The sequence below is a fragment of the Pseudomonas sp. KU26590 genome (assembly GCF_026153515.1).
Lineage (GTDB): Bacteria > Pseudomonadota > Gammaproteobacteria > Pseudomonadales > Pseudomonadaceae > Aquipseudomonas.
In genome coordinates, this window is record NZ_CP110644.1 from 4,143,075 (window position 1) to 4,161,809 (window position 18,735).

An 18,735-nucleotide genomic window follows, 5' to 3' on the forward strand; every position below is an offset into this window, starting at 1 on the left:
GTGCTCCGGCGCGTCGGGCTGCACCCAAGGATTGTCCGCCCATGTGCACCCCTCCTCTTTCATTGCCACGCCTGCTGCAGGGCGTGGCATTGCTGTACACGGTGCTGTTGTTTACCTCGCTGCTGCTTGGCGCTCCTCAGGTTTTCGCCACACCGGTGCATGCACTGACCGTCTATGGCGAAGCGCCGAAATACGCCGCTGATTTTCAGCACTTTGATTACGTCGACCCTGACGCGCCCAAGGGCGGTTCGATGAGCCGCGCGTCCGAGGAGATCGGCCAGTTCAACTACCTCACGCCCTATGTCGATCAAGGCATTTCCGTGAGCCAGATCGACACGTGGGTGTATGCGCCGCTGGCCTATCGCTCACTCGATGAGCCCTACACGGTATACGGGCTGGTCGCCGAGAAGATGGAACGCGACCCCGACAATCTCTGGGTGCGCTTCTACCTGAACCCCAAGGCGCGTTTCGATGACGGCACGCAGATCACCGCCGAAGACGTGCGCTACACCTGGCAGACGCTGATCACCCAGGGCAGCTTCAGCTATCGACCGCTGTACGCCGACGTCAAGGACGCGGTCATTGAAGCGCCGGGGCAGATCCGTTTCGATTTCAAGACCGGCACCAACCGCACCCTCGCACTGGACATCGCCAGCCTGCGTATCCTGCCCGAGCACTGGTGGAAGACCCGCGACTTCACCAAGGGCGGCGGTTTCGAACCGCCGCTGGGCAGCGGGCCGTACCGTGTCTCGCGGGTCGACGCCGGGCGCAGCGTCAGCTTCGAACGGGTCAAGGACTGGTGGGGCAAAGACCTGCCGGTCAGCCGTGGGCTCTACAACTTCGACGCGCTGACGGTGAATTTCTATGGCGATGTCGACGTGGCCCGTCAGTTGGTCCAGGCCGGCAACTTCGACTACAACCGCGAGTTCTCCTCGGCGGGCTATGTCGTCGGCTACACCGCACCGAGCCTGCAGGACGGCCGTCTGCAAAAGACCATTCTGGCCAAACGCCGCCCGGTGGCCGGTCAGGGTTTTGTGTTCAATCTCGACAAGCCGGTCTTCCAGGACCGCCGTGTGCGCGAGGCCCTGGCCATGCTCTGGGATTTCGAGTGGGTCAACGGCCAGATCATGCGCAACTTCTATGTGCGCGAACAAACCTACTTCCCGAAGAGCGAAATGGCCGCCACCAAGCTGACCGACGCCCAGGAGCTGAGCATTCTCGAGCCCCTGCGCGGGCAGGTGCCGGACGAAGTCTTCGATCAGGTCTGGCGCGCACCGAAGACCGACGGCAGCGGCTACATCCGCGACAAACAGCTCAAGGCTCTCAAGCTGCTGGCCGACGCTGGCTGGCACGCGAAGAACAACCGGCTGGTGAACGCCGCCGGTCAGCCGCTGGAATTTTCCTTCCTCGACGGCCAGGGCGGCTTCGAGCGGTTGGTGCTGCCGTACAAGCGTGTGCTGGCGCAGATCGGCATCACCCTGAATTTCCGCCGGGTGGATTCGGCGCAGTACATGAACCGCCTCAACGCCCGGGACTACGACATGATCGTGGTGACCTTGCCGAGCAATGGCAATCCGATCCTCTCCCCCGGCCGTGAGCTGTACAACCTGTTCGGCTCGCAAAGCGCCCGCCAGGTCGGCAGTTCCAACGCCATGGTGCTGCGCAACCCGGCGGTCGATCGCCTCATCGACGGCCTGGTCGCAGCTAACAACCGCAACGACATGCTGCACTACGCCCGCGCCCTGGATCGGGTGCTGCTCTGGGGTTTCTACATGATTCCGAACTATTACTCCCAAGGCACACCGGTGGTCTATGCCAACCGCTTTGGCAAACCGGCCATCGAGCCGATCTACGACGTCGGCCTGGAAAGCTGGTGGGAAGTCAGCCGCGTGCCACTGACCGATGCGCAGATGGCTGCGGGTTCGGCGCCACAACGCAGTGTGTCGAACGACCGTCCTGCGCCAACGCCAATGCCAGAAACGGAGGGCCAGTGACATGCTCGCCTACACCCTGCGTCGCCTGCTGCTGATCATTCCCACGCTGCTGTGCATTCTGGTGGTCAATTTCCTCATCGTGCAGGCCGCGCCGGGCGGTCCCGTCGAGCAAGCCATCGCCCGGGTTCAGGGCATGGGCCCAACAGGCGGAATTGGTGGCGGCGGTGGCGAGGTCGCGGCCACCGGCGGCATCAGCCGGGGCGCCCAGGGTCTGGACCCTGAACTGGTGGAGGCGATCAAGCACCAATACGGTTTCGACAAGCCGCTGCACGAGCGCCTGTGGCTGATGCTGACTCACTACGCGCAGCTGGATTTTGGCAGCAGCTTCTTTCGCGGCGCCACGGTCACCGGGCTGATTCTGCAAAAACTGCCGGTGACGCTATCCCTCGGGCTGTGGGCGACGCTGATCACGTACCTGATCTCGATCCCGCTGGGCATCCGCAAGGCCGTGCTGCATGGCAGCCGCTTCGATGTCTGGAGCAGCACGGTGATCATCATCGGCTACGCCATCCCGGCGTTTCTGTTCGCCATTCTGCTGATCGTGGTGTTTGCCGGCGGCAGCTACTGGAGCTGGTTTCCGGCCCAGGGGCTGTTCTCGGACGACTTCGCCAGCCTCTCGCCGCTGGGCAAGCTGGGCGATTACCTCTGGCATCTGGTGCTGCCGGTCAGCGCGCTGGTGATCGGCGGCTTCGCGACCCTGACCATCCTCACCAAAAACAGCTTTCTCAACGAGATTGGCCGCCAGTACGTGGTCACCGCCCGGGCCAAGGGCCTCAGCGAACAGCGCGTGCTCTACGGCCACGTGTTCCGCAACGCCATGCTGCTGGTGGTGGCGGGCATTCCCCAGGCGCTGATCGAGGTGTTCTTCGCCGGCTCGCTGCTTATCGAAACCATCTTCGGCCTCGATGGCATCGGCCGCATGAGCTACGAAGCGGCGGTGTCCCGGGATTATCCGGTGGTCTTCGGCACGCTGTTTCTGTTCACCCTGTTCGGCCTGTTGATCAAGCTGGTGGGCGACCTGTGCTACACGCTGGTCGACCCGCGCATCGACTTTTCCGCGAGGAGCGCCTGATGTTCGAGTTTTCCCCGCAAAACCGGCGCCGCATCGCCAACTTCAAGGCCAACCGGCGCGGCTGGTGGTCGCTGTGGCTGTTCGTGGCGCTGTTGGTCATCTGCCTGTGCGGCGAACTGATCGCCAACGACAAGCCCTTGCTCGTCCGTTATCAGGGCGCGCTGTATTTCCCGGCCCTGCATCAATACCTGGAAACCGACTTCGGCGGCGAACTGCCCTTCGAGCCAGACTATTCAAGTGACTACGTGCGCAAACTGATCGCAAGTAAGGGCGGCTGGATGCTCTTCGCCCCGATCCCGTTCAGCTACGACACGGTCAATTACGAACTCCGCGAGCCCTCCCCCAGCCCGCCCAGCGCACGCAACTGGCTTGGCACCGACGATCAGGCCCGGGACGTGATGGCGCGGGTGCTGTTCGGCACCCGGGTGTCGATTCTGTTTGCGTTGGCGCTGACCGCCATCAGCACGGTGATCGGCGTGTTTGCCGGGGCGATTCAGGGCTATTACGGCGGGCTGGCGGATTTGATCGGCCAGCGTTTGCAGGAAGTCTGGTCGGGGCTGCCGGTGCTGTACCTGTTGATCATTCTGTCGGGCTTCGTTGAACCGGATTTCTGGTGGCTGCTGGGGATCATGTCGCTGTTTTCCTGGTTGGCGCTGGTCGACGTGGTCCGCGCTGAATTCCTCCGTGGGCGCAACCTGGAATACGTCAAAGCCGCCCGCGCCCTGGGCCTCAGTGACGGCGCCTTGATGTGGCGGCACATTCTGCCCAACGCCATGACCAGCACCCTCACCTACTTGCCGTTCATCATCACCGGCGCCATCGCCACGCTGACCGCGCTGGATTTCCTTGGCTTCGGCATGCCCGCCGAAAGCGCGTCCCTGGGCGAACTGATCGGCCAGGCCAAACGCAACTTGCAGGCGCCGTGGCTGGGCGTCACGGCGTTCTGCGCCCTGGCGCTGATCCTCACGCTACTGGTGTTTATCGGCGAAGCCTGCCGCGACGCCTTCGACCCTCGGACTTGAGCGCTGCCATGACTGACCCTCTGATCCAGATCCGCAACCTGCGCGTAGCCTTCAACGGCGCCGAAGTTGTGCACGGCATCGACCTCGACATTCAGCCCGGCGAGTGTCTGGCGCTGGTCGGCGAGTCCGGTTCGGGCAAGTCGGTGACCGCGCACTCGATCCTGCGCCTGCTGCCGGCCAAGTCCGTCAGCACCCAGGGCAGCATTCGTTACAAGGGCGTCGATCTGCTGCAGGCCAGCGACAAGGTGCTGCGGGGGCTACGTGGCAACCGCATCGCCATGATCTTTCAGGAGCCGATGACCTCGCTGAACCCCTTGCACAGCGTGGAGAAACAGATCGGCGAAATCCTCGCCATGCACAAGGGCCTCAAGGGCAAGGCGGCCCGCGAGCGCACCCTGGAATTGCTCGGGCTGGTGGGCATTCAGAACCCGCCGCAGCGGTTGAAGGCCCTGCCCCATCAACTGTCCGGCGGCCAGCGCCAGCGGGTAATGATCGCCATGGCGCTGGCCAATGAACCCGAACTGCTGATCGCCGACGAACCCACTACGGCGCTGGACGTCACGGTGCAGCTGAAAATTCTCGAACTGCTCAAATCCCTGCAGCAACGGCTGGGCATGTCGCTGCTGCTGATCAGCCATGACCTCAATCTGGTGCGGCGCATCGCCCAACGGGTCTGCGTGATGCGCGCCGGCGAAATCGTTGAGCAAGCTGACTGCCAAACGCTGTTTGCCGCTCCGCAACACCCCTACAGCCGCCTGCTGATCAATGCCGAACCCGACGGCGAACCGGTGCCCGGCGAGCATACCCAGACGCTGCTGTCGGTGGACGCACTGAAGGTTTGGTTTCCCCTGCCCAAGCCGTTGCTGCGGCGCGAGCGGCAGTACATCAAGGCGGTGGACGGGGTGAGTTTCGAGCTGTTGAAAGGCCAGACCCTGGGCATCGTCGGCGAGTCCGGGTCGGGCAAATCGACCCTGGGCCAGGCGATCCTGCGGCTGATCGATTCCGAAGGCAGCATCCGCTTCGGCAACAAGGAACTGAGCCTGCGCAGCCAGCAACTGATGCGGCCGTTGCGCAAACGCATTCAGGTGGTGTTTCAGGACCCGTTCGGCAGCCTGAGTCCGCGCATGACCGTGCAGCAGATCATCGCCGAAGGGCTGCTGACCCACGGCATCGGCACCCCGGCCCAGCGTGAACAGACGGTGATTCGGGTGCTCGGCGAAGTCGGCCTGGACCCGGACAGCCGCCATCGCTACCCCCACGAATTCTCCGGCGGGCAGCGCCAGCGCGTGGCCATTGCCCGGGCGCTGGTGCTGGAACCGGAGCTGATCCTGCTCGACGAACCCACCTCGGCGCTGGACCGCACCGTGCAAAAGCAAATCATCGCGTTGCTGCGGGATCTGCAGATTCGTCACGGCCTCAGTTATCTGTTCATCAGCCACGACCTGGCGGTGGTTCATGCATTGGCCCATGAGGTGCTGGTGATCAAGGACGGCCAAGTGGTCGAGCAAGGCGCGGCGCGGGAGATCTTCTGCAACCCGCGACAGCCCTACACCCAGGAACTGCTGCGTGCGTCCGGGCTGGATTTCGGCGGGCGGGCGTGAGCCGACATCCCTTGCGACACCTACTATAATGCCCGGCCACGGCGTATCATCCCGCCCCCACGATTTCCTGCTCTGGTGCCTGTCATGACTGCCCTCCCGCTCACCTCCGAACGCCGCGGCTGGTCGTTCTGGTGGAAACCCCTGGCGTTCCTGCTGGTGGCCGCCATCGGCTTGTACTACGTCAAGTGGTCGCCGTATTACCTGAAGTCCTTCATCGCTGCCGACACCCATAGCATCGGCGGCTCGATCATCAATGACAATCCGGCCACGCCGTGGGCCGCTGCATTGGCGTACGCCCAGGTGTACTTTCTGGCGATCTGGAAAGCCGCCGTGCTGGCGATCATCCTCGGCTCGCTGCTGCAGGTGCTGATTCCCCGGGACTGGCTGCTGAAAATGTTCGGACGTGCCGGGCTGGGCTCGACCATTCGCGGCGGCCTGTTCGCCCTGCCAGGCATGATGTGCAGCTGCTGTGCGGCGCCAGTGGCTGCGGGCTTGCGCAAGCAAAACGTCTCGGTGGGCGCGGCGCTGGCCTTCTGGATCGCCAACCCGGTGCTCAACCCGGCCACGCTGGTGTTCATGGGCTTCGTGTTGGGCTGGGGCTTCACGGCGCTGCGACTGGTGGCGGGCCTGGTGCTGGTGATCGGCGTGTCGTTGGTGGCTCAGCGTATCTCGCGCCCGGAGGCCGTGCCTGAACAGGCGCTGCAAGCCGTGGCCAACGCCGAGATGCCGGACGAAGGCAGCCTGTTGGTGCGTTGGGGCAAGACGCTCTGGCAGTTGTTCTGGACCACTATCCCGATCTACGTCATCGCCGTGCTGATCCTGGGTGCCGCGCGGGTCTGGCTGTTCCCCCACGTCGACGGTGCCATGGGCAACAGCCTGCTGTGGCTGGTGCCGCTGGCGATCGTCGGCACGCTGTTCGTGATCCCGACAGCCGCCGAAATCCCGATCGTGCAAACCCTGCTGACGTTGGGCCTGGGCACTGCACCTGCAGTGGCATTGCTCATGACCCTGCCGAGCGTGAGCCTGCCGTCGCTGCTGATGCTGCGCAAATCCTTCGACGCCAACGTGCTGGTGACCGTGGGTGTGCTGACCATGCTGGTCGGGGTGGTGAGTGGACTGGTGGGGGCCGCGTTGTTGTAAGGCCAGGATCAAGATCTCAAGATCAAGCGCTACGGCGGCTCTGCCTCACGGCAGGCCGCTTCGCCTTCGACGGGTGACGTGGAAAAGCGCCGCGCTCGTGGCTCAAGCGTCAGCCGCCCGACACCTCAAATCACACCACATGTGAACCTTCGACACATACTGCTCCCCCACGGCGACCGCGTACGGCTCTACCCCAAACACCTCAAACCCCATCCGTTCATACAGGTTCTGCGCGCCGCTATTGCCCTCGGTCACCGTCAACTGGACAAGCACCAACTGCGGCTGCGTCCGGGCATGCTCCAACACACTGTGCACCAAATCATGCCCAATGCCCTTGCCCCGATGCGCGTGGGGAACGTACATCCCGAACAGCGTGGACTTGTGACGGGCCTTCTTTCTGCGCTCCACAGACAGGCCGGCAACCCCCAGCAACCTTCCTGCTTCAACGGCGCCGAACACCACCTCCGTCGCGTCAGGCCCGACCACAAGCCGCTTTTCCCACCAACTGATCGGCAAGGCTTCGCGCTCGCCGACGTCGGACGTGAACGCATCAGGGTGGAGGGCGTACGCTTCAAGCATCAGGGCTCGATACGCCGAGGCATATTCCGGGGTCAGTCGCTTTATGGTCGTGGTCATCGAAGTCACACTGCAGGGTCGAGCGCTGATTATGTGGCGAAACAGCGGGTTTTCACCTCGGCTATTGCAAAAACCCTGCTCATCGCTGCAACCTCCACGGTTTGTGCGGCTCAGACTATTTCGCGACAGGTAAAATCGCGCACCGTGGGCGCGTCAGTTCGAGGGAGATTTCCATGCGTTTCAGATCATTCATCCAGTGTCTCGCTGTTGTGCCCCTGGCGCTTCTTATGGCAGGGACGGCCGTGGCCAGCGAGGAAACGCAGCTGATCCAGTCAATCAATTCCTACCGCAGCCAGGCCCAGCCTTGCGCCAATGTGGCATCCACCGAGCTGCCGCCACTCAACAGCGACCCGCGCCTGAACCTCCCGGCCAGCGGCACGGTCGATCTGCAGCCGATGCTGGCGCGGGCGTCATATTCGATGGTCAGCGTCCAGGCGATCACCCTCTCGGGTCCGCGCGATGCGCAGGCGGCGATGGCGGCGATTCAGGAAAGTTTTTGTCAGGTGGTGCTCAATCCGCAGTTCGTCGACATCGGCGTCAGCCACAACGACCGCGACTGGCGCATTGTGCTCGCGCGTCCACTGCTCGCAGGCGGGTTGGGTAACGCGCAGGCAGAGGGCCAGAAGCTGCTCGGTCTGATCAATGAAGCGCGCAAGCAACCGCAACAATGTGGCGCTCAGTCGTTCTCCGCCGCCGCGCCGCTGGTGTGGAACGACACACTGATGAGCGCAGCCGAAAGCCACTCGCGCTCCATGGCCAACAACAACTATTTTGATCATAAGGGTCGCAACGGCGGGACGCCGGGGGATCGTGCGGAGCTGGCCGGTTATATCGGCCAGCAGATCGGCGAGAACATTGCCGCCGGGCAGGACAATGCGCGCAAGGTGGTCGAGGGCTGGCTGGCCAGCCCCGGCCATTGCGCCAACATCATGAACCCGCAGTTTCATGATCTCGGCGCGGCCTACGCCACCGACCCGAAAAGCGACGCCGGCATTTACTGGACGGCGATGTTCGGGGTGCAGTAAGCGCTGGTCGCTAGTGCAATCCGCCTTGGCAAGCGGCTAGGCTATCAGAGGCCGTCAGCGGCGTGCAGGGTGCGCAACTCGACATCCGCCGCGCTCTTCTTCTGCCAGACCGGCCAGTATTCAACGCGCTTGGACTCGACAGACACCTTGTTGCTCTGGAACCAGTCCAGAGATTTCGGCGAGCTGGTCACTCGCTTGGTGTGGACGATCCAATCCTTGAAATCACTGGGATGAGGACGGTACAAGGCGTCAGCAAACTGCATCGCCTGCTGATACCAGGCGATGCAGCACTATCACACCGCTGTCTTCAGCCCCACAAAGTGCGGCCGAAGAACGTCAGCGTGCGGTCCATGGCCAGTTGTGCCCAGACCGGGTCGTATTGCGTGCCCGGAATCCGGCCAGGCCCGACGGCTTCTTCGTTGGCGAAGGCGTGGTGCGCCAGGTAGCGGTGGAATTCCAGGTCGACACCGCCTTCGCTGAGTTTGGCTTCGAGCTGATCGACGCCGTCCGCCGGGAAAAACTCATCCTGAGTGCCCCAGTGCGCCAGCACCGGCACCTTGATCGCCGCAGGGTCGAGGAATTCCAGCGGCGGCATGCCGTAGAACACCACGCCAGCGGACAGCTCGGGGATGAAGTTCAGTGCCAGCAGGGTCAGCGCGCCGCCCATGCAAAAGCCGGTGACACCGACTTTCTGGCTGTGGCCCTTGAGGTACTGCACAGCGCCGCGGATGTCTTGGGTGGCGGCGTCGGCGAAGTCGAGTTTGTCCATCAGGTGATGGGCTTCTTCTTCCTCAACCGTCATTTCGCCACGGTAAAGGTCAGGTACCAGCGCCAGATAACCGCATGCCGCCAGCCGATCGGCCACGCCACGGATCTGATCGTTCAGGCCCCACCATTCCTGAATCACTACCACGGCCGGTGCGCCTTCGGTCTTGGCCGGGCTGGCCAGATAGCCACTCAACTCTTTGCCGTCGGGGCGTTTGAAGGTGACGGTTTTGCCCGTTGCCTGTGTCGATGGGTGAGTCATGGGGTTCTCCGGAGAAGAAATTCGATTGGGTTAACAGCGTGAAACGGCTGACCGTCAGTTCTACGACAGCAACACGACGCTGAACAGCGCGACGCACATGAAATTAATGACAGGTTCGAAGTGGAATCCGTTCAGCCGTTCTGCAGATCGGTGCCCATGGCAGCGCCACTGAGATCCCGGCAGCGCTCCGCGCTGGAGGCAGAGCGATGATCGCGCAGCTGCTTTTTCAGCGTGGCGGCCGACGGCGCATAAAGAAAGCCGAACGACACGCTGTTGCGTCGTCCTTTCACGGCGTGGTGCATCAAGTGCGCGTGGTAGAGGCGTTTGAGGTAGCGGCTGCGCGGCCGTGGGCGAACCGGCCAATGGCGATGGACCATGCCGTCGTGAACAAACAAGTAGATCAGGCCGAACGCGGCAACGCCAGCGCCCACCCATTGCAGCGGGTCATGGCCGCTGTTGCCCGCGACGATCAGCGCGATCGCCACCACGCCCAGCGCCAGCAGATAGATGTCGTTGGTTTCGAAGGCGCCGAGCTGCTCTTCGTGGTGGGACTTGTGCAAGAACCAGCCCCAGCCGTGCATGACGTACTTGTGGGCGAGAAAGCCGACCCCTTCCATGGCGACAAGGGTGAGGAGAAAAATCGTGAAGTTGAAGATCATAGCGTCGGGAGGGCCGATGGGTCTGGACGTCGCCGTGCAGCATACCGGGGCCACGGGAAATTTCCAGATTCGCGCTCACAACGTTTGCTTTCCTGACCCAGCGATGTAAAAAATGGCCCCATGGGTGAACGTCTCGAACGCTCACTGTATTCGTGCCCTGCCCCCTCGCGGCGCCCGGCACCGCTTTCAAGGAATCAAGAATGGCTCCAAGACACGTCATCAACGCTTCGGTCAGCCCCAAGGGCAGCCTGGAAACACTGTCGCAACGCGAAGTCCAGCAGCTCAGCGCCGCAGGCTCCGGCAGCATTTACACCCTGTTCCGCCAGTGCGCCCTGGCCATCCTCAACACCGGCGCCCATGTCGATAACGCCAAAACCATCCTCGAGGCCTATCAGGACTTCGAAGTGCGTATCCACCAGCAAGACCGTGGCGTGCGCCTCGAACTGCTGAACGCCCCTGCCGACGCGTTCGTCGACGGCGAGATGATCGCCAGCACCCGGGAAATGCTCTTCAGCGCCCTGCGCGATATCGTCTACACCGAGAGCGAGCTCGACAGCCAGCGCATCGACCTGAGCAGTTCCCAGGGCATCACCGACTACGTGTTCCACCTGCTGCGCAACGCCCGCACCCTGCGCCCCGGCGTCGAGCCGAAGATGGTGGTGTGCTGGGGCGGCCACTCGATCAACACCGAGGAATACAAATACACCAAGAAAGTCGGCCATGAATTGGGCCTGCGCAAACTGGACATCTGCACCGGCTGCGGCCCGGGCGTGATGAAAGGCCCGATGAAGGGCGCGACCATTGCCCACGCCAAGCAGCGCATCACCGGCGGCCGTTACCTGGGCCTGACCGAGCCGGGCATCATCGCCGCCGAAGCGCCGAACCCGATCGTCAACGAACTGGTGATCTTGCCGGATATCGAAAAGCGCCTGGAAGCCTTCGTGCGCGTCGGCCACGGCATCATCATTTTCCCGGGTGGCGCGGGCACGGCGGAGGAATTCCTCTACCTGCTCGGCATCCTCATGCACCCGGACAACCAGGAGCTGCCGTTCCCGGTCATCCTGACCGGCCCGAAAAGCACCGCGCCGTACCTGGAGCAATTGCACGCGTTCGTCAGCGCCACCCTGGGTGAAGAAGCGCACAAGCATTACCAGATCATCATCGACAACCCGTCGGAAGTGGCGCGGCAGATGACCCTTGGCCTGGCTTCGGTGCGCCAGTTCCGCCGCGACCGCGCCGACGCGTTCCACTTCAACTGGCTGCTGAAGATCGAAGAGAGCTTCCAGCGCCCCTTCGATCCGACCCACGCCAACATGGCCAGCCTGCAACTGCGCCGCGACCTGCCGCCCCACGAACTGGCGGCCAACCTGCGCCGGGCGTTTTCCGGGATTGTGGCGGGCAACGTCAAGGACAAGGGCATTCGCCTGATCGAGGAACACGGCCCCTATGAAATCCACGGTGACGCCGAAGTGATGAAGCCGCTGGACAAGCTGTTGCAGGCCTTCGTCGAGCAGCACCGGATGAAACTGCCGGGCGGCGCGGCGTATGTGCCGTGTTATCGGGTGGTGTCCTGACTTACTCGATGTAGTGCTACCTGACATCCGGCGGCTTCCCACGCTGTCCGGAATAAACGCAGTTCCTGTAGGAGCTGGCTTGCTGCGGGCCGCGATCGGACGAAGGCGTCCGTCCAAACCCCTTGATGGCGAATGAACCCTCCCATTCGCCAGCAAGCCGGCTCCTACGGGTGATGTTCGCAACCCGATGGAATGCCCATGATCCACATCCGCCCCATGACCACCGATGACTTCGAGGTCTTCTGGCCCACCTTTCAGGCCGTGGTCCGGGCGCAGGAAACCTACGCCTACGCCCCCGACCTGACCTACGAGCAGGCCCGGCACCTGTGGCTGGAATACCCGCTGCACACGCTGATCGCCGAAGAAGACGGCGTGCTGCTCGGCAGCTGTTACCTCAAGGCCAACGCGGCCGGCCCTGGCAGTCATGTCAGCAACTGCGGCCACATGGTTACCCCTGCCGCGCGGGGTCGCGGCGTCGCGCGCCTGATGTGCGAGCACTCACAGCAATTGGCGCTGGACAGCGGCTTCTCGGCCATGCAGTTCAACTCCGTGGTGGCCACCAACGAAGTCGCCGTCGCGCTCTGGCAGAAACTCGGTTTCGAGATCGTCGGGCGCCTGCCCCGCGCTTACCGCCACGCGCGGCTCGGGCTGGTGGATTGCCTGGTGATGTACAAATGGCTGGCCGACATGCCGGCCTCGCGCAAAGCCAAAAGCCCGTTGCTGATCGGACGCAAGAACATCGAGTCGGTGATCTCCCGCCCCCGCCGCAAGCCCTCTGACGGGTCTGCCTGATCTTTTCGGAGAATCGGGAACCACCCGCCCGCCTGACGCCACTCACCCTGCAAAGCACTCACTTGCACGGACGGCGTCAGCATGGCTTTACCTCCAGTGTTACGTGGCCAGACCACGAATGTCGGCACCACCCACCTGAACCCTGCTGCTGCAACAGGAACAGCAACCGGCCCCACGCAGCGCAAAAACGTTCTGGCGCGCATGGCCACTGCCAGTCGGTCAACGCTGCAGAAAAGCCGTAACTTCGCAGGCGGTCTGTTCAAGGCCCGGCCGGGCGACGCCTCATCAATTCCCCGCAGCGCGGGGGCTGCGAACGCCACGCACACGGCGCTGGCACCCAATCCGGCAAGTGCCTCAACCACGACCGCCGCAACGACTGCCACAAGCGCTGCAGCCACGGCGCAGGCGACTGTGCCGCCACCCGGTCCGGCGCCAACCGCTCCAACCGGTCCCGCGACAGCCCAGCCGCAAGCCATGGCGATGACACCCCGTCTGAGCATGGCGCTGCACAATCAAAAACTGGTCTTTGGCGCCCCCGGCCAGACCAATCGCACCGAGCGTCTGCTCGAAGGCATTCTGAGCAAACACGACCAGCGCTATCAGGGCCTTGCGCAGCTCAATCAGAGCACAGAGAAAACCGAATACCTGCTGGTCGATACGCAGCACCGGCTGCTGCACGCCCATGCCAGTGATACGGCCATTTCCCTGTTCAAGAGCAGTGAAAACCAGCCCTACAATGCCTCTCATGTGGCGATGCCCACCGATGCCCATCGTGCGCAGATCACCGGCGTGCACAAAGACGCCAGCAACACGGCCTGGCGGATTCACGAAAATAAGCTGTACGCGTTGCAAGGGGGTCAATGGCAGGAAAACACCCAGGGCGCAACGCTGAAAACCCTGCATAACATCGGCGACGGCAACCTGTTCGGGCTCGACGACAAAGGCAAGGTGTACTCGCTGAATGATCTGACTACGCCGTTGGATTTCAAAGGAAAGGTCACGGCCCTCGGACGCTCCACGGCCGGTGAACTGATGGCGCTCAGCGAAAACGCCTCGGGCAACCCGTTGCTCCAACTGCGCAACAGGCTCGGCCCCGGCCTGAATGATGCGCTTCAGCTCATTGCCCCCACCGGCACGGATAACGACGAGGCCATGAAAGCCAAATCCGTGGCGGTCGTCGGCGATCGTCTGCTGGCGACCACAGCCTCGGGCAAACTCCTGCAGGCGGATCTACCGAGCGCTGCAGAGCGACGAAACAACATCTTCGTCGCGGGTGAGCTCACACTGCAGCAAGCGCCACCCTCGCGCGCCCTGCAGGCGGCCTTCGGCAACCATACCGTCAGCGACTTCTTTCACGATGAAGCAAACGTCCTGCACGCCCGGGTCAAGGATCAGCAAGGCCTGGAGCACAGTGCTGCGTGGGATGACCAAAGACAGGACTTCGTCCCCGGCTGGTCCATGGCGCCGCTGGTCATGGATCGCCAGCGCGGCTTGCCCGCCCTGACCCCTGACGCCGCCACGCAGATTCAGCTGCCGCGCGGCAAAATCGCCCTCCACGAGGAAAAACGCTCAGCGCTGGTTCAGGCACCGCGCGGCGAATACGTACGTCCCCTCGACAAGCGGTTAGTGCACAACCCGCCCGTTGAAGAGTTGAAAGAAACCACCGAAAAGACGCTGTTGGTGCAAGACCCGCGCACCGAGGAATGGAAGAAGACCTCCGAAAAGGACATCAAGGCGTTGCAGGCTGGCCAGGACGGCTTCGCTTACCTCATCGACAAGGATGGCAAGCTCAAACAGTTGAAAGTGGCACCCCAGGCCGCCGCCCATGACATGGGCCGCGGCGCCGACCTGGCCCTGCAAGGTCGCGGGACTGAAGCCAAGGGCACCGCCCTGCGCGGCGCCGAGCATTTGGTGGCAGACAAGCTGGCCGTGCAGAACGATCAGAATTTCATGACCCTGAGCGGCGGTGAGCTGCGCCTGCACGACCAGAACGGCGAGCGCGCGCTGTTGCCAAAGCCGCCCGGCGCGGGCGATATCCAGGCGATCAGCACGGGCGGCAAGCACTGGTTTGCCCTGCGCGGCGGCGCAGTGTTCCAGCTGAGCGGCGACGATGCCAACGCCCGAAAGCTCAATCCTCAGCGGACCTGGCAAGCGGTTCAGGGCCCGACCACCCCACCGGGGACCGTTCTTCAGGACCTGCGCCCCAATCACGACGGACGTTTGCTGGCCACCACCAGCGCCGGAGAATTCGTCAAAACCGCGATCGGATGGGAAGCCGCAACACCCGCACCAGCCGCCCCGCGCAATGACCACACAGCCTTCAATCGGCTGGCCGCAGCCGAGCCGGAGCCCCTGCGCAGGGGCTCGGCCAAGGTCACCGTCAATGTCATGGGCAGTAACAACGTCGAGAGCATGAAGGCAAAGCAATACGCCCCTACGTCCCTCACCCAGAACTACCTGACCTCCCATCTTTCGCTGACCGGCGCGGTGAAAGTGCCTGCCGACAGCCTCCAGCACGCCTGGAAAGGCCGCGAAGGCCTGAGGCCGATCTACACCGAAGAAACCGCGTTGCTGCGCGAACTGCAGACCCGTGCGGCCGCGGCGACCGGTGCGGCGACTGGCACACAGCCCAGGCCCATGGCTGCGCGCATTGATGACCTGGCGCCCCGCCTGATGTCCCCTGAATCGAGCGAGCTGGCCGAGCTGTTCAACTGGTTCCAGACCAGCGTCACCGAAGACCTGCACAAGACGCTGCGCGAACTGGCCCAGGACGAAGGCGCTTTGCTGAAAAATGGCGCGATCAACCCGGCCTTCCAGGGCAAGCCGCGCAACAATGACATGCTGCCGCAAGTGGCCAGCGTCCTTCGTCACAGCGGCATCGACAACGCTCACGAAGTCGGGCAGCTGCTCACCAAGCTGGAGAACGCGCATTTCACGCTGGAGCGGCGCAACACCCAATCGCCGCTGGATGGCTCTCGCACCCAAGGCGATAACCAGGCGCTGCTGCGCGCTCGTCTGGCGTTGGACGTCAAGGTGCTCAACGACATCAGCGCCGCCCTTGACGGGTTCGCCAATGAAGTGAAGAAACCGGGGGCGAAGGATTTCGACACCATCGCCACAGCGCTGGCCACCTTGCACAACGACGCCTACGAAGGCAGCCCGGTCAAGCGCTACACCGATGCCGGCTTCCGTGACCATGCCTCCCTCGAAGCCAGTTACGACGCCACCAAGAACCTGCTCAAGCACTTGCGCAAGGACAACCACCCGCTCAAGCGCAACGTGCTGCAGGGGCTGCAAACCCCTGCCGGCCCGAATAACGCCGCTGTCATGCTCGCCCTGACCGAGGCGCTCCAGAATCTTGAGCCTCGGGAAAGTCTCAAGCTGAACCGCAATTACGGCGGCGGCGTCACCGGTGGCGTCGCGGGGCCGGCAGAGCCCGCGTTCCTGGGTTTTCGCGGCAACATCGATCCAGAGCGGACCTACGGCCTGACCTTCACCCGCTTCGACCGCGGCCTGAAAGTCTCGATGAACCGCGAAGGCGCCATCAGCGGCACCGGAAGCTTCGGTTTTGGCGGCGGGAAAAGTGACACCAAAACTACGTCCGGCGACAGCCACGCCAACCTCCAGACCAACGGCGGCTGGTTCGGCGGCAGCCTGGACGCCAAGTACAAATACGCCAACAGCACGGCACTGAGCTTTTTCATCCGCGACGACGAAATCGATGATTTCATGATTGACCTGATGCAGACGCAACTGGCCAGCAGCAAGCGCCCGGCACAGGGAGGCCTCAAACCCATGGAGTTGATGGATCGCGGCGTCGAGAAGGAAGTGCGCACCACGGGCAAACACGCCTTCGACCTGGATGCCGGGGTCAACCTCGAATCCCGGACCAACAAGGGCCAGACCGATGCGGAACCTGTGGCCGGCTTCATGCGCTTCGGCGCGGGCCTGCTGGGAACCGTGTCACTGCTCAGCGCCGAACGGGAACGCACCGAGGGCCACGGCAGCGACGGCCTGCACACCGACATCTACAGCAGCAACCGCGCGCGCTTCCTCGAAAAAGGCTCGGTGACCGGCTACGCGCGGATGTTCAGCACCGTCTTTACTTCGCGCCCCAGCAACCTGTTCGTGGCCGGCGGCGCACCCTTGGGGGTCAGCGCGACACTGGCGTTCGACAACAAGACCGGCAAAAGCTACGACGTGCGCTTCAAGAACGCCCTGCCGCTGCAAACCGCCGACGTCAAAACCCTGGGTGACACACTGGAAAAGGCCTTCCCCGGCATGAGCAAGAATCCGTCGCCCGACGGCAAGAATCCCGAGCAGGTGCTGCAGGACCTCAAGGCCAAATACCTGAAGGACACGCCGAACGAGAACGACGCGCAATACGCCGCACGCCAGAGCCTGCGCCAGCTCGACCGGCAGAACACCGCTGCCGGCCAGGGCTCGAGCCTGATGTCGCTGATGGACATGGTGGTCAAGCACAACAACGTTAACCGGCTGGACCAGGCCGCGCCTTCCAAGCGGCAGATCGACCGCGTCAAACAGATGCTCGGCCGCGACTGCAACGAAGGCAACGCCGAGCGCATTCACGACATGATGAGCGCCGACCCGCAGCTCAAAGGCCTGCTCGACGCGATGAAGGACACCAAGGGCACCACTCGCGCGGAAATCAAGCTAGAGGTCCGCGACGACATCAAGGAGCGCATCGAAAACGGCGCATTGAGCGGACGGCTGACCGACGCAATGCTCAAGGACATACTCAACGACAAGAACAATCTGCGCATCAAGAGCATCGCGGTCTTCAAGACCGCCGCGAAAGAAGACTCGTTCGGCACCCCGTTCCCCTTCGTCAGCTACAAGAGCGGCAGCGCGTTGAGCATCGAACGCCTGATGGGCGAAGTCACCTTCGACTACGGCCCAGACCAAACGAACCCGAAAAAGGCCACCGCAGACGGCGACATCGCCGACCGTGGCGACCCACAGCCCGCTCACGAGCTGGGCCAGGCCAACAACGGCGCCTTCCGGCCGCGCTAGGCCGCCGCCCCTGACCCTCCATTGATCGAATTGAAACCCGGACAGGACACCGCAGATGATGAACACCACGACACAAGCAGATGCCTGCATTCAGGCACTGGGCAAACAACTGGGCACCGCCTTGCAGCTCGAAAACGGCGTGTGCGCGCTGTTCGACGAGGGCCGCGAAGTGGTCATCATCGAGATCCCCGCGGCGGGCGACGTCGCGATCCTGCATTGCCAACTGTCGCTGCGTCCCGACCCGGGCCTGTATGAGCGGCTGATGAGGCTCAACTTCGACAGCGGCGCCATGGGTGGCTGCTGGCTGGCCCTGGATGAGCAGCACGCGGTGCGCCTGTGCACGCAACTGCCGCTCAACGCCCTCGATGAACTGACGTTCGTGGATTGGGTGCAAGGGTTTGTTCTGCAGACCCGTGACGTTGCCGGTCTGCTGCAGCAGCGCGCTGCATCGCCGGCAAAGACACCGATTCATGCACAGGGACAGGGCGGCCTGTCGCGGCGGATCGGCTGACCTCGCGCCGGCGCACGGATGCTGCAACGGGAAATCAGGTCGCTGACGCTTTCAGTGCTGGGCATGGCGCTTTCAAACTTGCCGGAATGCCATCTCTCGACGATTCTCTATGCACGGCCAGCTTGGCCGTGCTCACAAGAAACGCGCCGGAGAGGCCAGCATGACGACCGTAGCCGAACTACTGAAGTTGAAAGACCCGCATCACGCTGACGTCCACACCGTCGGTCCCGGGGAGATGGTCATCGAGGCGATCAAGTTGATGGCCGAGAAAAACATCGGTGCCGTGCCGGTGGTGCGCGACGGCAAGGTGGTAGGCATCGTCAGCGAGCGTGATTACGCCCGCAAGATGGAGCTCAAGGGCCGCGCCTCGGCCGGCACCCCGGTCAGCGACATCATGACCCACGACGTACAGACCGTGGGTTCGCAGCACACGGTCGACCACTGCATGAACATCATGACCGACCGCCGATTGCGCCACTTACCAGTGGTGGATGAGGGCCGACTGATCGGCTTGTTGTCCATCGGCGACCTGGTCAAGGAGGCTATTGCGGAACAGGCCAGGCTGATCGAAAAAATGCAGGAATACATTCGCGGCGAAAGCTACTGAATCCACACACGTAAAAGCCGGAGCTTCAAGGGCTCCGGCTT

Annotated in this window: 15 protein-coding genes; 11 read left to right on the forward strand and 4 right to left on the reverse strand. The window is 63.2% G+C overall.

Annotated features, from left to right (window positions below):
* Nucleotides 1–41 precede the first annotated feature (41 nt).
* The 5 genes from OKW98_RS18135 to OKW98_RS18155 all read left to right on the forward strand — a co-directional run bounded on the left by OKW98_RS18135 (nt 42) and on the right by OKW98_RS18155 (nt 6,829).
* The gene (locus tag OKW98_RS18135) at nt 42–1,994 is read left to right on the forward strand and encodes an extracellular solute-binding protein (protein WP_265386019.1); all 1,953 of its coding nucleotides are present in this window, start codon (nt 42–44) and stop codon (nt 1,992–1,994) included.
* Nucleotide 1,995: 1 nt separating this feature from the next.
* On the forward strand, nt 1,996–3,066 hold the full coding sequence (locus OKW98_RS18140; protein ID WP_265386020.1) for a microcin C ABC transporter permease YejB: 1,071 nt from the start codon (nt 1,996–1,998) through the stop codon (nt 3,064–3,066).
* Nucleotides 3,066–4,088, forward strand: a complete 1,023-nt coding sequence (locus OKW98_RS18145) for an ABC transporter permease (RefSeq protein WP_265386021.1) — start codon at nt 3,066–3,068, stop codon at nt 4,086–4,088. The genes OKW98_RS18140 and OKW98_RS18145 overlap by 1 nt, the downstream gene beginning before the upstream one ends.
* Nucleotides 4,089–4,096: 8 nt before the next feature.
* On the forward strand, nt 4,097–5,689 hold the full coding sequence (locus OKW98_RS18150) for an ABC transporter ATP-binding protein (protein WP_265386022.1): 1,593 nt from the start codon (nt 4,097–4,099) through the stop codon (nt 5,687–5,689).
* A gap of 84 nt (nt 5,690–5,773) precedes the next feature.
* Nucleotides 5,774–6,829, forward strand: a complete 1,056-nt coding sequence (locus tag OKW98_RS18155; RefSeq protein WP_265386023.1) for a permease — start codon at nt 5,774–5,776, stop codon at nt 6,827–6,829.
* 102 nt (nt 6,830–6,931) lie between these two features.
* Here OKW98_RS18155 and OKW98_RS18160 read toward each other — a convergent pair whose 3' ends face one another.
* Nucleotides 6,932–7,465 carry a GNAT family N-acetyltransferase gene (locus OKW98_RS18160; protein WP_265386024.1) on the reverse strand — a complete coding sequence of 178 codons (534 nt, stop codon included), beginning with the start codon at nt 7,463–7,465 and terminating at the stop codon, nt 6,932–6,934.
* A 227-nt stretch (nt 7,466–7,692) separates the two neighbouring features.
* Between OKW98_RS18160 and OKW98_RS18165 the strand changes: the two genes are divergently transcribed.
* On the forward strand, nt 7,693–8,490 hold the full coding sequence (locus OKW98_RS18165) for a CAP domain-containing protein (protein ID WP_265386025.1): 798 nt from the start codon (nt 7,693–7,695) through the stop codon (nt 8,488–8,490).
* A gap of 44 nt (nt 8,491–8,534) precedes the next feature.
* Here the strand turns inward: OKW98_RS18165 and OKW98_RS18170 are convergent, their stop codons facing one another.
* The 3 genes from OKW98_RS18170 to OKW98_RS18180 form a co-directional block, all read right to left on the reverse strand.
* Nucleotides 8,535–8,753 (reverse strand): hypothetical protein, encoded by a 219-nt coding sequence (locus OKW98_RS18170; RefSeq protein ID WP_265386026.1) that lies wholly within the window; start codon nt 8,751–8,753, stop codon nt 8,535–8,537.
* A 44-nt stretch (nt 8,754–8,797) separates the two neighbouring features.
* Complete coding sequence (locus tag OKW98_RS18175; RefSeq protein ID WP_265386027.1) at nt 8,798–9,517, reverse strand: dienelactone hydrolase family protein; 720 nt, start codon at nt 9,515–9,517, stop codon at nt 8,798–8,800.
* A gap of 131 nt (nt 9,518–9,648) precedes the next feature.
* Nucleotides 9,649–10,176, reverse strand: a complete 528-nt coding sequence (locus OKW98_RS18180) for a sterol desaturase family protein (protein WP_265389768.1) — start codon at nt 10,174–10,176, stop codon at nt 9,649–9,651.
* A 200-nt stretch (nt 10,177–10,376) separates the two neighbouring features.
* Between OKW98_RS18180 and ppnN the strand changes: the two genes are divergently transcribed.
* The 5 genes from ppnN (at nt 10,377) to OKW98_RS18205 (ending at nt 18,694) form a co-directional block, all read left to right on the forward strand.
* The gene (gene ppnN, locus OKW98_RS18185; protein WP_265386028.1) at nt 10,377–11,750 is read left to right on the forward strand and encodes a nucleotide 5'-monophosphate nucleosidase PpnN; all 1,374 of its coding nucleotides are present in this window, start codon (nt 10,377–10,379) and stop codon (nt 11,748–11,750) included.
* 198 nt (nt 11,751–11,948) lie between these two features.
* The gene (locus OKW98_RS18190) at nt 11,949–12,542 is read left to right on the forward strand and encodes a GNAT family N-acetyltransferase (protein WP_265386029.1); all 594 of its coding nucleotides are present in this window, start codon (nt 11,949–11,951) and stop codon (nt 12,540–12,542) included.
* 81 nt (nt 12,543–12,623) lie between these two features.
* Nucleotides 12,624–17,576 carry an AvrE-family type 3 secretion system effector gene (locus OKW98_RS18195; RefSeq protein WP_265386030.1) on the forward strand — a complete coding sequence of 1,651 codons (4,953 nt, stop codon included), beginning with the start codon at nt 12,624–12,626 and terminating at the stop codon, nt 17,574–17,576.
* A 55-nt stretch (nt 17,577–17,631) separates the two neighbouring features.
* On the forward strand, nt 17,632–18,087 hold the full coding sequence (locus tag OKW98_RS18200) for a type III secretion system chaperone (protein ID WP_265386031.1): 456 nt from the start codon (nt 17,632–17,634) through the stop codon (nt 18,085–18,087).
* Between the two features lie 160 nt (nt 18,088–18,247).
* Nucleotides 18,248–18,694 (forward strand): CBS domain-containing protein, encoded by a 447-nt coding sequence (locus OKW98_RS18205; RefSeq protein ID WP_265386032.1) that lies wholly within the window; start codon nt 18,248–18,250, stop codon nt 18,692–18,694.
* The last annotated feature ends 41 nt before the right edge of the window (nt 18,695–18,735 follow it).

What these genes read in the sequence shown, in the direction of transcription:
- OKW98_RS18135 (WP_265386019.1), top strand. Translation starts at nt 42, where the DNA reads ATGTGCACCCCTCCTCTTTCATTGCCACGCCTGCTGCAGGGCGTGGCA.
- OKW98_RS18140 (WP_265386020.1), top strand. Translation starts at nt 1,996, where the DNA reads ATGCTCGCCTACACCCTGCGTCGCCTGCTGCTGATCATTCCCACGCTG.
- OKW98_RS18145 (WP_265386021.1), top strand. Translation starts at nt 3,066, where the DNA reads ATGTTCGAGTTTTCCCCGCAAAACCGGCGCCGCATCGCCAACTTCAAG.
- OKW98_RS18150 (WP_265386022.1), top strand. Translation starts at nt 4,097, where the DNA reads ATGACTGACCCTCTGATCCAGATCCGCAACCTGCGCGTAGCCTTCAAC.
- OKW98_RS18155 (WP_265386023.1), top strand. Translation starts at nt 5,774, where the DNA reads ATGACTGCCCTCCCGCTCACCTCCGAACGCCGCGGCTGGTCGTTCTGG.
- OKW98_RS18160 (WP_265386024.1), bottom strand. Translation starts at nt 7,465, where the DNA reads ATGACCACGACCATAAAGCGACTGACCCCGGAATATGCCTCGGCGTAT.
- OKW98_RS18165 (WP_265386025.1), top strand. Translation starts at nt 7,693, where the DNA reads ATGGCAGGGACGGCCGTGGCCAGCGAGGAAACGCAGCTGATCCAGTCA.
- OKW98_RS18170 (WP_265386026.1), bottom strand. Translation starts at nt 8,753, where the DNA reads ATGCAGTTTGCTGACGCCTTGTACCGTCCTCATCCCAGTGATTTCAAG.
- OKW98_RS18175 (WP_265386027.1), bottom strand. Translation starts at nt 9,517, where the DNA reads ATGACTCACCCATCGACACAGGCAACGGGCAAAACCGTCACCTTCAAA.
- OKW98_RS18180 (WP_265389768.1), bottom strand. Translation starts at nt 10,176, where the DNA reads ATGATCTTCAACTTCACGATTTTTCTCCTCACCCTTGTCGCCATGGAA.
- ppnN (WP_265386028.1), top strand. Translation starts at nt 10,377, where the DNA reads ATGGCTCCAAGACACGTCATCAACGCTTCGGTCAGCCCCAAGGGCAGC.
- OKW98_RS18190 (WP_265386029.1), top strand. Translation starts at nt 11,949, where the DNA reads ATGATCCACATCCGCCCCATGACCACCGATGACTTCGAGGTCTTCTGG.
- OKW98_RS18195 (WP_265386030.1), top strand. Translation starts at nt 12,624, where the DNA reads ATGGCTTTACCTCCAGTGTTACGTGGCCAGACCACGAATGTCGGCACC.
- OKW98_RS18200 (WP_265386031.1), top strand. Translation starts at nt 17,632, where the DNA reads ATGATGAACACCACGACACAAGCAGATGCCTGCATTCAGGCACTGGGC.
- OKW98_RS18205 (WP_265386032.1), top strand. Translation starts at nt 18,248, where the DNA reads ATGACGACCGTAGCCGAACTACTGAAGTTGAAAGACCCGCATCACGCT.